This is a genomic window from Curtobacterium sp. MCSS17_008, from assembly GCF_003234185.1.
In the GTDB taxonomy this organism is placed as follows: Bacteria; Actinomycetota; Actinomycetes; order Actinomycetales; family Microbacteriaceae; genus Curtobacterium.
Window position 1 is genome coordinate 25,452 of sequence record NZ_QKSM01000005.1, and the last position, 14,628, is coordinate 40,079.

14 protein-coding genes are annotated in these 14,628 nt (G+C 73.6%); 4 read left to right on the forward strand and 10 right to left on the reverse strand.

Annotation, left to right across the window (positions count from 1 at the left end):
- The first annotated feature begins 50 nt into the window (after window positions 1–50).
- On the forward strand, window positions 51–1,022 hold the full coding sequence (locus tag DEJ23_RS07135; protein WP_111239597.1) for an NAD(P)-dependent oxidoreductase: 972 nt from the start codon (window positions 51–53) through the stop codon (window positions 1,020–1,022).
- Window positions 1,023–1,030: 8 nt separating this feature from the next.
- Here the strand turns inward: DEJ23_RS07135 and DEJ23_RS07140 are convergent, their stop codons facing one another.
- Both DEJ23_RS07140 and DEJ23_RS07145 read right to left on the reverse strand, forming a co-directional pair.
- Window positions 1,031–2,245, reverse strand: coding sequence for an MFS transporter (locus tag DEJ23_RS07140; protein WP_258375322.1), 1,215 nt, complete (start codon window positions 2,243–2,245; stop codon window positions 1,031–1,033).
- Window positions 2,246–2,416: 171 nt separating this feature from the next.
- Entirely contained in the window at window positions 2,417–3,571 is a 1,155-nt protein-coding gene (locus tag DEJ23_RS07145) for a sorbosone dehydrogenase family protein (protein WP_111239598.1), read from the reverse strand.
- 136 nt (window positions 3,572–3,707) lie between these two features.
- Between DEJ23_RS07145 and DEJ23_RS07150 the strand changes: the two genes are divergently transcribed.
- Window positions 3,708–4,373 (forward strand): SDR family NAD(P)-dependent oxidoreductase, encoded by a 666-nt coding sequence (locus tag DEJ23_RS07150; RefSeq protein WP_111239599.1) that lies wholly within the window; start codon window positions 3,708–3,710, stop codon window positions 4,371–4,373.
- Window positions 4,374–4,417: 44 nt separating this feature from the next.
- On the opposite strand, the gene DEJ23_RS07155 is transcribed toward DEJ23_RS07150, so the two are convergent.
- From DEJ23_RS07155 to DEJ23_RS07165, 3 genes are all read right to left on the reverse strand, one after another.
- Window positions 4,418–5,179, reverse strand: a complete 762-nt coding sequence (locus tag DEJ23_RS07155) for an SGNH/GDSL hydrolase family protein (protein WP_146240218.1) — start codon at window positions 5,177–5,179, stop codon at window positions 4,418–4,420.
- A 122-nt stretch (window positions 5,180–5,301) separates the two neighbouring features.
- Window positions 5,302–6,183: an aldo/keto reductase gene (locus DEJ23_RS07160; RefSeq protein ID WP_111239601.1), complete on the reverse strand. Its 882-nt coding sequence runs from the start codon at window positions 6,181–6,183 to the stop codon at window positions 5,302–5,304.
- A gap of 50 nt (window positions 6,184–6,233) precedes the next feature.
- Window positions 6,234–6,812: an acyl-CoA thioesterase gene (locus DEJ23_RS07165; protein WP_111239602.1), complete on the reverse strand. Its 579-nt coding sequence runs from the start codon at window positions 6,810–6,812 to the stop codon at window positions 6,234–6,236.
- 244 nt (window positions 6,813–7,056) lie between these two features.
- On the opposite strand from DEJ23_RS07165, the gene DEJ23_RS07170 reads away from it, so the two are divergent.
- Together DEJ23_RS07170 and DEJ23_RS07175 are read left to right on the forward strand one after the other, a co-directional pair.
- Window positions 7,057–8,043: an aldo/keto reductase gene (locus DEJ23_RS07170; RefSeq protein WP_111239603.1), complete on the forward strand. Its 987-nt coding sequence runs from the start codon at window positions 7,057–7,059 to the stop codon at window positions 8,041–8,043.
- A gap of 195 nt (window positions 8,044–8,238) precedes the next feature.
- Window positions 8,239–9,663, forward strand: coding sequence for a nucleobase:cation symporter-2 family protein (locus tag DEJ23_RS07175; RefSeq protein ID WP_258375324.1), 1,425 nt, complete (start codon window positions 8,239–8,241; stop codon window positions 9,661–9,663).
- On the opposite strand, the gene uraD is transcribed toward DEJ23_RS07175, so the two are convergent.
- The 5 genes from uraD to DEJ23_RS07200 form a co-directional block, all read right to left on the reverse strand.
- The gene (gene uraD / locus DEJ23_RS16000) at window positions 9,648–10,445 is read right to left on the reverse strand and encodes a 2-oxo-4-hydroxy-4-carboxy-5-ureidoimidazoline decarboxylase (protein WP_309147077.1); all 798 of its coding nucleotides are present in this window, start codon (window positions 10,443–10,445) and stop codon (window positions 9,648–9,650) included. The two genes, DEJ23_RS07175 and uraD, sit on opposite strands and share 16 nt — an antisense overlap.
- A gap of 187 nt (window positions 10,446–10,632) precedes the next feature.
- On the reverse strand, window positions 10,633–11,115 hold the full coding sequence (locus DEJ23_RS07185; RefSeq protein ID WP_111239604.1) for an FBP domain-containing protein: 483 nt from the start codon (window positions 11,113–11,115) through the stop codon (window positions 10,633–10,635).
- A gap of 180 nt (window positions 11,116–11,295) precedes the next feature.
- A complete protein-coding gene (locus DEJ23_RS07190) occupies window positions 11,296–11,970 on the reverse strand; it encodes an SAM-dependent methyltransferase (protein ID WP_111239605.1) in 675 nt (224 codons plus the stop codon).
- A 131-nt stretch (window positions 11,971–12,101) separates the two neighbouring features.
- Window positions 12,102–13,007 (reverse strand): helix-turn-helix transcriptional regulator, encoded by a 906-nt coding sequence (locus DEJ23_RS07195; RefSeq protein WP_111239606.1) that lies wholly within the window; start codon window positions 13,005–13,007, stop codon window positions 12,102–12,104.
- 260 nt (window positions 13,008–13,267) lie between these two features.
- A complete protein-coding gene (locus DEJ23_RS07200; protein ID WP_111239607.1) occupies window positions 13,268–14,578 on the reverse strand; it encodes a hemolysin family protein in 1,311 nt (436 codons plus the stop codon).
- Window positions 14,579–14,628: the final 50 nt, after the last annotated feature.

The following is a 14,628-nucleotide window of genomic DNA, read 5'->3' on the forward strand; positions in this document are numbered from 1 at the left end:
GTACCGACGGTGCCTGCCGCGCCCGGTGGGACGCGCCTAGCGTCGCCACCATGGACATCGTCGTCATCGGAGCCACCGGCCACATCGGCACCTTCCTGGTCCCCCGCCTCGTGCGGGCCGGGCACCGCGTCACCGTCGTGACGCGCGGCACCAGCACCCCGTACGCGGACGCTCCCGAATGGGAGCAGGTCGAGCGGGTCACCGCCGACCGTGAGCGGGAGGACCGCGACGGGACCTTCGGCGACCGCGTCGCCGCGCTGGGTGCCGACGCCGTCGTCGACCTCGTGTGCTTCACCCTCGAGTCGGCCGAGCAGCTCGTCCGTGCCCTCCGCGGCAGCGCCACGCACCTGGTCCACTGCGGCTCGATCTGGCGCGCGGGCGTCTCCCACGTCCTGCCGATCACCGAGGAGACGGCGACGCCGCCGTTCGGCGAGTACGGCACGCAGAAGGACGCGATCGCCCGGATGCTCCAGCAGGAAACCGCTCATGGTGGTGTCGTGACGACGTCGATCCACCCCGGTCACATCAGCGGTCCGGGCTGGTTGCCGATCGGCCCGCTCGGCAACCTCGACCCCACGGTCGTCACGCGGCTGTCCGCCGGCGAGGTCGTCGAGGTCCCCGGCCTCGGCGCCGAGTCGATGGCGCACGTGCACGCCGACGACGTCGCGCAGCTGTTCCAGCTCGCGGTCGAGCAGCGGAACGCTGCCGCCGGTGAGGACTTCTTCGCCACGGCCCGGACCGCCCTCACCGTGCGCGGGTACGCCCACCTGGTCGCGTCCTGGGCCGGCCTGGAGGCACGGCTCGAGTCCGTCAGCTGGGACCGCTTCCGCGGGACCACGGACCCCGAGCACGCCGACGCGAGCTGGGAGCACCTGTCCCGCAGCCAGGTCTTCAGCACCGAGAAGCCGGAGCGCCTGCTCGGGTACGTGCCGCGGTACACGGCGTCGGAGACGGTGCGCGACGCGCTGCGCTGGCAGGTCGAGCACGGCGACCTCGACGTGGCGGACGCCTTCCGCCCCTGAGGGGCCCGTCAGGCCGGGCCGCGCTCGTCCCGCCCGGGCAGGGCGAGCGCGCGGTGACGGTGCACGGCCCAGACCGTCGTCGCGAAGCCGATGAGCACGGCGGCACCGATCGTGACCGCGGTCCAGCCGCCGGCGTCCCAGAGCACGGCGGCGACGGCGGACCCGACCGCGCCACCGACGAAGTTGCCCGTCACGAAGGCGGTGTTCAGGCGGCTGCGGGCAGCGGGGTCGATCGCGAAGAGCCGCGTCTGGTTGAGCACGTTCGCCGCCTGCACGCCGACGTCGAGCAGCAGGACGGCGACGAGCACCACGACGATGGACCGGGCGCCGAGCCCGGCGACGACGAGCGACAGGAGCACCAGGACCAGCGCGCCGCCGATCACGGGCACCGACCAGCCGCGGTCGTGCAGCCGCCCGACCCGCTGCGCGGCCACCGCGCCCGCCAACCCGACCAGTCCGACGGCACCGATCGCGGTCGTCGAGTACCCGAACGGAGCGCTGCTCAGCAGGAACGTCAGCGCCGTCCAGAACATCGTGAACACGGCGAAGACCGACGCGCTGATGACGAGCGTCACCCGGACCGCACGGTGCGCCCGGACGACCCCGAAGACGGACCCGATCAGCCGCGGGTACCCGAGGCGCTCCCGTGGTGGCAGCTGTGGCAGGGCACGGTGGAGCAACACCGCGAGGACCACAGCGACGACCGCGGCGACCACGTACACCGAGCGCCACCCCGCCGCGCCCGCGATCACGCCGCTGACCGTCCGGGACAGCAGGATCCCGGTGAGCACACCCGATGCGATCGTCCCGACCACACGTCCGCGCTGCGCCGGGTCGGCGAGGTCGCCGGCGAGCGGGATGAGCAGCTGCCCGGCCACCGTCGTCGTGCCGACCAGTGCGAGCGCGACGAGCAGCGTCGTGAACCCCGGAGCCAGTGCGGCGGCCAGCAGCGCGACGGCCGAGGCGGCGAGCACGCCGGGCACCAGCCGGCGCCGGTCCGCGACGTCGCCGAGCGGGACGAGCAGCAGGATGCCGAGCGCGTAGCCGACCTGCGTCAGGGTCACGAGCAGCCCGGCCGTCGCCGGTGCGACCCCGAGGTCCGTCGCGATGTCGTCGAGCAGTGGCTGGGCCCAGTAGAGGTTGCCGACCGCCGCACCACCGGCGACCGCGAAGAGCAGGGTCCGGCCGCGACCCATGCCCCCGGCGTCACCGACGCCGGTCACCGGGTCGGGTCCTCGTGGTGGTCCGGGGCAGGACGGCTCGACAGGGAGTCTCGGGCTTCGTCACGGTGGTCCATGCGCTCCACGGTACGTGCGCGCCGTGGCGGCGACGAGGTGCTGGCGGAACCCCTGTCCGCGGTACGTCGTCAGCGCTGTGTCGTCAGCGGCTCGTCGTCAGTGGCTCGTCGTCAGTGGCACCGACACGATCCGGTCGTCGCCGTCCCGGGGGTCGCCGCGCCCGTCGGTGTTGTTCGTCACGAACCACAGCGTGTCGTCGGGGCCGGGCAGCACGGCACGGATCCGCCCGAGGTCCCCGGCGAGGTACACCGTCGACGTGGAGGGGTCCGACACCGGTACGCCGCGGACGGACTCCCCCTTGAGGTTGGCGACGAAGACGGTGTCCCCGATCACGGTGAGCCCGCTCGGTGACGCCTCGTCGGTGGTCCACTGCTGCACGGGATCGACGAACCCGCGGTCCTCGCCGCCGGTGCCCTCGACCTCGGGCCAGCCGTAGTCCTCGCCGGGTTCGACGACGTTGAGCTCGTCCCACCGGTCCTCACCGAACTCGGCGGCGAACATCGTGCCGTCCGCGGCCCAGCCCAAGCCCTGCACGTTCCGGTGTCCGAGCGACCAGACCGGGGAGCCGTCGAACGGGTTGTCGTCCGGCACGTCGCCGTCCGGGGTGAGCCGGAGGATCTTGCCCGCGAGCGAGTCACGGTCCTGCGCCTCGGAGCGCTCGCCCGCGTCGCCGACGCTCGCGTAGAGCATGCCGTCGGGACCGAACGCGATCCGACCGCCGTCGTGGAAGGTGTTCGCCGGCAGGCCGTCGATGACCGTGGTGGACTCCCCGAGCCCGTACGAGCCGGTCTCCCCCGTCAGGTCGTACCGCTCGATCCGGTTGCCGTCGTCGGCCGTCGAGTACACGAACAGGTCGTCGTCGTGCAGCGCGAGGCCGAGCAACCCGCCCTCACCGCCGTGCCGCACTCCGTCGACGACGCCGACCTCGCGCACGGAGCCGTCCGTGCGGAGTTCGAGGACGCGGGCGGAGTCCCGTTCGCTGACGAAGGCGTCGCCGTCGTCCCCGATCGGGACGACCGACCACGGGGCCTCGAGCCCGGTGACGACGTCGGTCGTGGCACCGTCCGGAGCGACCTGCCCGGCGGCGAGGTCGGCGGGCGGGCTGGCGGTGCTGCGCTGCTCGGCGGAGCCGGAGGGGTCCGCGCCCGGTCCGTCGTCGGAGCAGGCGGTCACGGCGAGGGCAGCCGCGGCGGCCAGTCCGACGGCGGACCAGGTGCGGCGGCTGCGGCGGGTGCTGCGGGTGGTGTCCACGGTGTTCCTCCCGGTTCGTGCCGTGAGTCCACACGTTCCGGTCGGGAAACCCCTGGGGGTCCCCGCCGGTGCCCCTCACCGCCGCGCACAGCGGCCTACCGTCGGCGGCACACCGTCCCGGTCGGAAAGGACCACCATGACCACCATCGCCATCGTCGGCGCCGGCAAGGGCCTCGGGCTCGCCGTCGCGGACCGCTTCGGCCGCGAGGGCTTCGACATCGCGCTGATCTCCCGCAACCAGGACCGGCTCGACTCCCTCGCCGCAGGACTCCGGGCATCCGGGTACCGCGCCCAGGGCTTCGCCGCGAACGTCCGCGACGGCGACTCCCTGCGCAGCGCGCTCGAGGCCGCGACCGAGCAGCTCGGCCCGATCGAGGTGCTGCAGTACAGCCCGCTGCCGGCGAAGGAGTACATGCGCCCGGTGCTCGAGACCACCGCAGAGGACCTCGTCGGCCCGATCGAGTTCTCGGTCTACGGCTCGGTGAACGCCGTGCGACAGGTGCTGCCCGGCATGCGGGCGATCGGGACGGGCACGATCCTCTTCGTCAACGGTGGCAGCGCCGTGCGCCCCGGCGCCCGGGTGACCGGCACCTCGGTCGCGTTCGCGGGTGAGAGCGCCTACGCGCAGCTCCTGCACGACGCCGTCGCCGCGGAGCAGGTGCACGTCGCCCAGCTCATCATCCCGTTCGGCATCGACGACGGGCAGGACGACCACTCGTCGGCGGCGATCGCCGAGCGCCTCTGGACGATCCACACCGAGCGCGGGGACTTCCGGACGTACGCCGAGCCGCTGCCCGAGTGACGGGCGACGGACGGGCGAGGCCCGCCCGTCCGTCCGGGGACGCGTCAGCGCGCGGTGCGCTCGATCGCATCGGCCATCGCCGTGGCAACGGCACCGTTCGCCTCCGCCGTCGGGTGGATGCCGTCACGCGAGGTGCCCGGGACGTACGCACCGTCGGCGGCGCGGATCGACCGGAAGGGGTCGACGAAGGCCCAGCCGTGCTCGTCGGCGACGGCGTGCAGCGCGTCGGTGAGCACGAGCTGGCCGGAGCGGCGGTCGGCTCCCCACCGGCTCCACGTCCGGTCGGACGGCGGGCCGGCGACGACGAGCACCCGCTCTGCGCCCACCCTGCGGACGATCGCGTCGACGTCGGCGATGGTCCGCTCGGTCGCGACGGCCTGGTTGACGTCGTTCGTCCCGACCTCGACCACGAGCACGCGTGCCTGCGGCACCGGGCCGATCTCGGCGAGGACCTGGTCGGCGCGGTAGCCGCTGTGGGCGTAGCCGCCGACGGCGCGCAGCCGGTCGTCCGTCGCGAGCTGGTGGAGCCAGGAGTCCGGTCGTGCCGTGATGGAGTCGCCCGCGTAGGCGAACGGGACCGCGTCCGTCAGCGCCGGGGTGTCGAGCGCACCCGAGACGACGTTCGGCGTGCTCGGACGGGCGACGTTGGTCGTGCCCCGCTCGACGCGGGTGTCGCCGAACACGGCGACGGGGCGGTCCCCGGCGCTCGCGGTGTGCGTGGAGGAGACGACGAACACGCCGGCGCCGACGAGGCAGGCTGCGGAGACGAGGCTCGTGACGAGGGCGAGGCGGGTGGTACGGGACACGGGGACAGCGTGGCTCGCGATCGGTCTCCGGGGCCAGCCCCCAGACCTGGGGAACGTGCGGACGGGAGGCGCGTGCCCGCTGGCACCGCGCCTCCCGTCCGCACCGGGTCGCGGGAGCGACCTCAGCTCCCGAGCTTCGACAGCTCCTCGAACTCCTCGTCGGTGAGCTCGACCGTCGCGCCCTGCAGGTTGTCCTCCAGGTGGTCGACGCTCGACGTGCCGGGGATCGGCAGCATGACGGGCGAGCGCCGCAGCAGCCAGGCGAGCGCGAGCTGCGCCGGGCTGGCGCCCTTGCGCTGGGCGATCTCGGTGAGCGGGGAGTCCTCGCCGGTCAGGCCGCCCGTCGCGAGCGGGAACCACGGGATGAACCCGATGCCCTGCTGCTCGGACCAGTCGAGGAGTTCCTCGGCGTCGCGCTTCTGCAGGTTGTAGAGGTTCTGGACGGAGACGATCGTCGCGACCTCCTGGGCGGCCTTCACCTCGTCGACCGAGACCTCGGAGAGCCCGATGTGGCGGATCTTGCCCTCGTCCTGCAGCTTCTTCAGCTCGCCGACCTGGTCCTCGAGCGGGACCTTCGGGTCGATGCGGTGGAGCTGGAACAGGTCGATGCGCTCGAGGCCGAGGCGGCGGAGGCTCATCTCGGCCTCCTGGCGGAGGTACTCCGGACGGCCCACCGGCGGCCACTCGTTCGGGCCGGTGCGGGTGAGGCCGGCCTTGGTCGCGATGACGATGTCGTCGCCGTACGGGTGCAGTGCCTCGCGGAGCAGGTCCTCGGCGACGTACGGGCCGTACGAGTCGGCGGTGTCGAAGAAGTCGACGCCGAGCTCGACGGCGCGCTTGAGCACGCGGATCGCCTCGTCGTGGTCCTTCGGCGGACCCCAGACGCCCGGGCCGGTGAGCTGCATGGTGCCGTAGCCCAGACGGTGGACCTCGAGGTCGCCTCCGATGCGGAACGTGCCCGAGGCGGCGGCAGGACGGTTCGTGGTGTCGGTACCAGTGGTCATGCGCCCGGTCTACGCCCGGGGCGTGACCCGTTCCTGAGTCGGTGTCCCCCTCACGCGCGGCGGGGGTCCCCATCGGGCCGCGGGTACGGGGTGTCTCCGCTGCTGATCCGCACCGCGTCGGCCCACTCGTGCACCCAGGTCGGCAGTGTCAGGTCGCGCGGGGCCCCACCAGCCGCCGCCACGAGCTCGTCGGGGGTCACCGGACCGCCCTCGCGCCGCAGGAACCGGGCCTGCACCACGGCTCGGGCCACGACGGCGCCGTCGCGGACGAACGTCTGCTCGATGTACACCGCACGCTCGTCGACGCCGAGCACCTTCGTCAGCAGGGCGAACCGCTGTCCGAGCGTCAGCGAGCGCTTGTACGTGATCGTCTGCGCCGCGACGACGGCGTACCAGCCCCGGCGCGAGGCCTCCTGCCAGAACCCGGACCGGGCGAGCAGGTCGTACCGGCCGAGGTCGAGCATCGACAGGTACTTGCCGTTGTTCACGTGCCGCAGCGGGTCGAGGTCGGTCGGCGCGACGCGGAACGGCGTGCGGGCCTCGTCCCACAGCGACGGCCGACGCCCGGGCCGCGCGGCGGCCAGTCGGACACGCAGGGTGAGCAGGAGCAGCCGCAGGTACAGGTTCACGAGCCGATCACACCAGCGACCGGGCCGTGCAGTCGACTGTGTTGGAGGAACCGCACGGCTCGCCCGGTGCGGAGTGCAACAGCGTGCAGTCGACCCTCCAACCGGGTCAGCCCGGCGCCGGTCAGCCCGGGACGGCGCCGCCGGCTCAGCTCGTGCCCGGGTGGGCGGACTCCCCGAGCCCCTCGGTGAGCGTGGCCGTGGTGGTACCTCCCTGGCGAGCGTGCTCCGGGAGTAGACCTGCACCATGCAGACACGCACGCTCGCAGACCTCGAGGTCGGCCCCGTCGGCCTCGGCACCATGGGCATGAGCGCCTTCTACACGGGCGCCGGCTCCGACGACGACGAGTCGATCCGCACCGTCCACCGCGCGATCGACCTCGGCGTCACCCTGTTCGACACCGCCGAGGCCTACGGCCCCTACACGAACGAGGAACTCCTCCGCCGGGCGCTCGGCGACCGACGCGACCAGGTCGTCGTCGCCACGAAGTTCGGCCTGATCACCCACCAGCCCGGCGAGTCCGAGCCCAGCACGCAACGGAACATCTCCAGCGCGCCCGAGTCCGTGCGCGAGGCGCTCGAGGGCTCGCTCCGTCGGCTCGGCACCGACCACATCGACCTGTACTACCAGCACCGCGTCGACCCGGCGGTCCCGATCGAGGACGTCATCGGCCAGCTCGCGGGCTTCGTGCAGGAGGGCAAGATCCGCCACATCGGGCTCTCCGAGGCCTCGGCCGCCACGATCCGGAAGGCGCACGCCGTGCACCCGGTCACCGCGCTGCAGAGCGAGTACTCGCTCTGGACGCGGGACCCGGAGGGCGAGGTGCTCGACACCCTCCGCGAGCTCGGCATCGGACTCGTGCCGTACTCGCCGCTCGGCCGCGGGTTCCTGACCGGCGCCATCACGAAGCCGTCCGACCTGGACGACGACGACTTCCGCCGGCAGAACCCGCGCTTCGCCGACAAGGCCTTCGCCGAGAACATGCGGATCGTCGACGAGGTCAGGGCGGTCGCCGACGAGGTCGGCGCGACCCCGGCGCAGGTGGCGCTCGCGTGGCTGCTGGCGCAGGGCGACGACATCGTGCCGATCCCCGGCACGAAGCGGGTCACCCGGCTCGAGGAGAACGTCGGCGCGGCCGACGTGACGCTCTCCCCCGAGCAGCTCGCACGCCTGTCGGCGCTCCCGGTGCCCACGGGCGACCGCTACCCCGACATGTCGTCCATCGGTCGCTGACGCGACCAGGAGGCGTCCTGGAGGCTCGTGGCGACCCCGCCACGGGCCTCCCGTCCGTTCCGCGGCCACGCACCCGCGGGAACGCACGTTCCGCCAGGACCTCGCGTGACCCGCGCGACCCGTGCTCGTCACGGGGCGGAAACAGGGGCTGCATAGCGTCGTCGTGACACGGAACCGGCGACGCAAGGGGCAGGCATGAGCACGACGGGGACACGACGGACCACCGAGGGACGACCCGACGGGGTCGATGCCGTCCCGCCGCTCGCCAGGCTGTTGCCGCTCGGTCTGCAGCACGTCCTGGCCATGTACGCGGGTGCCGTCGCCGTGCCGCTCATCGTCGGCGGCGCGCTCGGGTTCAACCGGGCCGACCTGGCGTTCCTCATCAGTGCCGACCTGTTCGTCGCCGGCCTGGCCACGATCGTGCAGTCCGTCGGCTTCTGGCGGTTCGGGGTCCGGCTGCCGCTCGTGCAGGGCGTCACCTTCGCCGCCGTCGGCCCGATGATCGCGATCGGATCGGCACACGGCATCACCGCGGTCTACGGCGCGACCATCGCCTGCGGGGTCTTCATGGTCCTCGTCGCACCGTGGTTCTCGCAGCTCGTCCGGCTCTTCCCGCCGATCGTCACCGGCACCGTGATCCTCATCATCGGCGTCTCGCTCACGAGCGTCGCGGCCGGGTGGATCACCGACGGCGGGGAGGACGGCGCGGCGGACCCGGTCGACGTTGCCTTCGCGGCCGGCGTGCTCCTGGCGATCGTGCTGGTCGAACGCTTCGCACCGCGCGGTCTGGCGCGGGTGTCGGTGCTCCTCGGGCTCGTGCTCGGCACCGTGGCGGCGCTGTTCGTCCCCGGCATGGTCGACGGGTCGGGCATCGGCGACGCCGCCTGGTTCGCGGTCGTCACGCCGTTCCACTTCGGGCTGCCGACGTTCGACCTCGCGTCGATCGTGTCGATGCTCGTCGTCGGGCTCGTCATCATGACCGAGACCACGGGCGACATGGTGGCCGTGGGCGAGGTCGTGGGCCGACCGGTGTCGAAGCGGACGCTCGCGGACGGTCTGCGGGCCGACGGGCTCGGCACCGTCGTCGGCGGGGTGTTCAACACGTTCCCGTACACGGCGTTCGCGCAGAACGTCGGTCTCGTGGCACTCACCGGCGTGCGCTCCCGGTACGTGGCGACCGCCGCGGGGGCGATCCTCGTCGTGCTCGGCCTGGTGCCCAAGGTCGCCGCGGTCGTCGAGGCGGTGCCGCACGCGGTGCTCGGCGGCGCCGGGGTCGCCCTGTTCGGCATGGTCGCGGCGAGCGGCGTCCGGACGCTGTCGACGGTGCGGTTCGACAACCGGAACGTGCTCGTCGTGGCCATCCCGCTCGCGATCGCCCTGCTGCCCACCGTGGCGCCGGAGATCTACGGGGCGTTCCCGACGTGGTTCACGCTGGTGTTCGACTCGGGGATCTCGTCCGGGGCGGTCGCGGCGATCCTGCTCAACCTGCTGCTCGGGTCGCGCGGGGTGCGGGAGCGGTACGGCGACGACCCCGTGGTCGGCTCGTACGACGCCGTGCGGTCGACGGCGCCGGTCGCGACCGTGCCGGACGGAGCGGACGCCGGTCAGCTGCCGCGGTAGGTGCTGTAGGCGAAGGGGCTGAGCAGCAGCGGTACGTGCAGGTGCTCGGTCCCGGCCACCGTGAACGCCACGACGACGTACGGGTGGAAGGTCGGCGTGCCCGCAGCGCGGTGGTGGGCCCCGGTGTCGAACCGGAGCTCGAGATCACCCCGCGGCAGCACGTCCGGACCGAGGCCGGCGCGACCGTCCGCGTCGGTCTCCCCCGTCGCCAGGACCTCGCCGGCGGGTGTCCGCAGGGTCAGTGCGACGCCGGACGCCGGGGTCCCGGTGCGGGCGTCGAGCACGTGCGTGGTGAGGTGCGGGACGCCGAAGGTCGCCCGGATGCGGTGCACGGCGATGTCGGCGAGCGCGGCGGTGGCCTCGGCGACCTCCGTGTCCGGGTCGCCGGCCAGTCGCCGCTCGAGCTCGGCCAGCAGCTCGTCGGGGGTCCGCCCGGCCGCACGCACGAGGAACACCCGGCCGAACCGTTCCTCGTACGCGGCGTTCCCGCGCGCGACGGCCGCTGCGACCTCGTCTCGTGCGGCGGCCATCGCCCCCTGCTCGCGGGCCGAGCTCGGCTCGGTCGTGCGCTCGCCGATGCGGGGGTGCTCGGCGAGGGCGGCGTCGAGGTCCTCGGCGGTCCACCCGGCCGCGGCCTCGGTCGCCGCCGCGATCAGCGCCGCGACCGTGCGGTGGGGTCGGGCGGCCACGAGGGCGTCGGCCCACGCCGGCACGGCAGCCCAGTGCAGGGCGGTCCGGCGGGCGTCGGCGGCGGGCGCGGTGTCGAAGTCGCGGAGGTCCACGCGCCTCACCCTAGGGACCGCTCGTTACATCGGCGTTTCCGCGGCGCGACCCGCTGGCTCCTTCCGCGAAACGCAACGTCGGCGGTTCCTCGCAGCGGTACATCGCTGCGAGGAACCGCCATGGTTGCGTCCTGCGGACCGGACCGGACCGGACCGGTCAGGGCAGGGCAGGGCGGGACGGGCAGGCTCAGAGCCCGGCGGCGAAGGACACCACGCGCAGCTGCAGGTCCTCGATCCGCCGCACCCGCGCCGCCTCGACGTCGTAGCCCTCGTACGCCGGCGGCACCGGTCGCCGGACGTTCCGCGAGCACTGGAAGTCCTGGCACACGAGCGTGCCGACGGTGTTGCCGTTCCGACCGGCCTTCCCCGAGCGCTTGGCGGCGGAGAACACGACGTCGTTCGGCAGCGTGACGTCCTGGCACCACGAGCACTGCGCCCGTGCGCGGGGTGCGGCCTCGGCCTGCCGGAAGAGGATGCCGACGAGGTCGCCCTCGAGCGTGGGCACGACGACGTACGCCCGCCGGGCGGTCCTCGGGTCGCGCCACCCGAGGAAGTCCCGCGACTCCCAGTCGAGGGTCTCGAGGTCGGTGGGCAGGGTGAGGTCCGAGACCTCCTTGCGGGAGGCGTTGACGAACGAGGATCGGATGGTGTTCTCGCTGATGGGCAGCATGGTGTGGTCGCTCTCGACAGGGCCCGGGCGCGGGGACGCGCCGCACGGGCGGAGGTGTGGTCAGGGTTCGACGAACGCGGCCGTGCCGGACGGCACAGCCGGGGGCGTCACGCCCTGATGCCGGCGCTCAGCGCGCCGACCACCTCCTGCTGACTCACGGCTCCAGCCTACGACGAGGTGTCAAGCCGGGCGTGTCGGATCCTGTTCCGCCGGGGTCCGCAGCAGTACGACCGAGCCGTCGAGGGTCGGTCGGCGGCGCAGCGCCCCGTGCCGGGCGTCCCACTCGCCGGACTCGAGCGCCGCACGGAGCGCGGCGACGGACCGCCGTGCGGTGAGGTCGTCGACGCCGCTCCACGCGGGGTCCGCCGATCGGGCACCCGGGTCCAGCAGCCGTTCGGGTCGGGCGTAGTACGCCTCGGAGAACCCGTCGACGCAGGTGAACGGCACGGGCAGGCGGGTGGGCCCGTCTGCCGTGCCCAGCGCGGCGGCGATCTCGTCGAGGGTGGGCAGGGCGGACGCCTCGGTCTCGACGACCTCGGCCGCGTACTCGGCGAGCCAGCCGTTCCGCAGGCCTTCCGGGTCCCGTGCCAGCACGACCACTGGTCCGGTGGTGCGTGCACGGAGCCCGGCGAGGTCGTCCGCGCGGGTCGGGAAGGTCACGAGCACCGCGTCGGCCGTCCCGCCGGTCGACGGTGTCGTGGTCGAGCGGTCTGCCGGCACGTAGGACACCGGACCGGAGCGCAGTTCGAGCACCGTGCGAGCGCTGCCGAGGACCTTCGCGACAGCCCGCACGAACACGGGCTCCGGCCGGCGGTACCGACGCAGGGCCTCGTCGGGGTTCTCGGTCCTCGTCACGGGCCCACCCTACGGAGCCGCCCTGCCAGCGTCGTCGCATGTTCTCCGGGGGTGCACCCCTCGGCCCGACGCATCAGGGGGACCGAGCGTCTCCTGACGACGCCAGCGGGCGCCCGCGGACGCCCGGCCGCTCAGTCGTCCTGCTCGGCCTCGCCGGCGCGCACGGCGGCCAGCCGCTCGGAGCGCTCCGTCGCGGCCCAGGTCCCGAGCAGCGCGAGCGACCGCTCGGACTCGCTGCCCGGTTCGGCCGAGTACGTGAACATCGTCAGGCCCGGGTCGGCGACGAGTTCGAGCGCCTCGAAGTCGAGCTGCAGCTCGCCCACGATCGGGTGCGCGATCCGCTTGCCGCCGCGGCGGTGCATCCGCACGTCGTGCGCGGCCCACCAGGCGCGGAACTCCTCGCTCCGCGTCGAGAGCTCGCCCACCAGGGTCACCAGACCCGGCTCGCAGGGGTTCGCCACGGCGGCTGCACGCAGGACGGCGACCGCCTCACGCGCGGTGTTCGCCCAGTCCGGGAAGAACTCGCGGGCGGCCGGGTCGAGGAACGTGAAGCGTGCGGTGTTCACCGGACGGCCGGGGCCCGCGAACATCGGCGCGTACAGCGCACGGCCGAGCTCGTTCGTCGCGACCACGTCACCGCGCTCGTTCCGCACCCACGCGGGAGCGCCGGTGATGGCGTCGAGCAGCCGCTGGACGCCCGGTCGCACGCGCGTCGGGACGTTCCGGTGCATCACCTTGACGCCGGCGTTCGCCAGACGTGCGAGGTCGAACAGGTGGACGCGCTCGTCCTCGTCGAGCTGCAGCGCGCCCGCGAGGCCCTCGAGCACGCTGTCCGAGACGCCCTTGAGCGAGCCCCGCTCGAGCCGCGTGTAGTAGTCGACGCTCACGCCGGCGAGCATGGCGACCTCGTGCCGACGGAGCCCGGGCACCCGCCGGACGCCGCCGCCGAACGACGGCATGCCGACCTCGTCCGGGGTGAGCCGTGCCCGCCGCGAGGACAGGAAGTCACGGATCTCGTTGCGCACGTCGATACCCATGGGACGAGCGTACGTGGCGGCACCGGCACGCGACAGGCACCGGCGGTACCCGCCACCCAGGCGGCCGACGAGACGCCGGCAGGGCGCCGGGACGCCGCGGAACGACCGAGACGCCGCCGGAACCGGCGGCGTCTCGTGGACAGCAGGGCGTCTCGCCCGGCGGGCCCCGTCGGGAACCGCCGGGAACCGGCGCGATCGGGTGACGGACGGGAGGCGCGGGTGCGGACCGGCACCGCGCCTCCCGTCCGGCGGGGACGCGGCTAGGCGACGGGCGGGGCGGCGTGCGCCGGCTCGGCCGTCGTCGCCGGCTGCTCGGTGATCCGCACCCGCGCGACGCGGTGGCCGTCCATCTCGGTCACCTCGAGCCGGTGCTCCCCCACGTCGACGACGTCACCGACCTCCGGGACCCGGTCGAGGTGGACCTGCACGAGCCCGCCGACGGTCTCGTAGTCCCCGTCGGGCAGGTGCGGACCGCCGTCGACCGCCAGGTCCTCGAGGACCGTCGCACCGTCGATGCCGCCCGACCGCGCGGCGGTCTCGTCGTACTCGGCGGTGTCCCACTCGTCCCTGATGCGTCCGACCAGGTCCTCGAGCAGCGCCTCGAGCGTGACCATGCCCGCGCTGCCGCCGTACTCGTCGACGACGAGCGCGATCTGGTGGCCGTCGGTGCGCATGTCCGCGATGGCGCTCGACAGCGACTTCGTCTCCGGCATCGCGAGCACCGGGCGCACGAGCGTCGACACGGGGGCCGCCGGGTCGGTCGGGCGGAGGAGGTCCCGCAGGTGCACGAACCCGGCGACGTCGTCGCGCGACCCCTCGGTGACCAGGTAGCGGGAGTGGCCCTCCTCGATGGCGTGGTCGGTCGCGTCGGCGATGGACAGCGAGGCGTCGATGGTGGCGACGTCGTACCAGGGCCGCATCGACTCGCGGAGGATCCGGTCCCCGGCGTCGAGCGCGCTCCGGGCGATCCGGCGGCCCTGCGCGTCGATGGCGTCGTGCTCCTCGACCAGGCCGCGGAGCTCCTCGGTGCTCATCGACTCGCTGCGGGCGTGCGGGTCCCCACCGAGCAGGCGCACCACGGCGTCCGTGGTCTTCGAGAGCACCCAGATCACCGGGCGCATCAGGGTGGCGAAGCGGTCGAGCGTCGGTGCCACCGCCATCGAGAAGCCCTCGGCGCGCTGCAGGGCGAGGCGCTTCGGCACGAGCTCGCCGAACACGAGCGACAGGTAGGCGATGACGAGCGTCATGAGCACGAGCGCGACGGCCTCGGCGGCGCCCCGGTCGAGCCCGAGGCCCGTGAGCAGCGGCGCGACGTCCGGTGCGATCGAGGACGCACCGTAGGCGGCCGAGAAGAAGCCGGCGACGGTGACGCCGATCTGCACGGCGGACAGGAAGCGGTTCGGGTCGCGGCCGAGCGCGGCGACACGGGCGCCACGCGACCCGCGACGTTCGAGCTGCTGCAGCTGGGACTCACGGAGCGAGACGAGGGCGATCTCCGCTGCGGCGAAGACACCGCCGACGAGCACGAAGAGGATGACGAGCCCGAAGGCGATCCAGGTGTCGGCGTCCATCAGCGGGACACCGCCGCGGATCGACGACGGGCGGGCGGTCTGTGGTGATC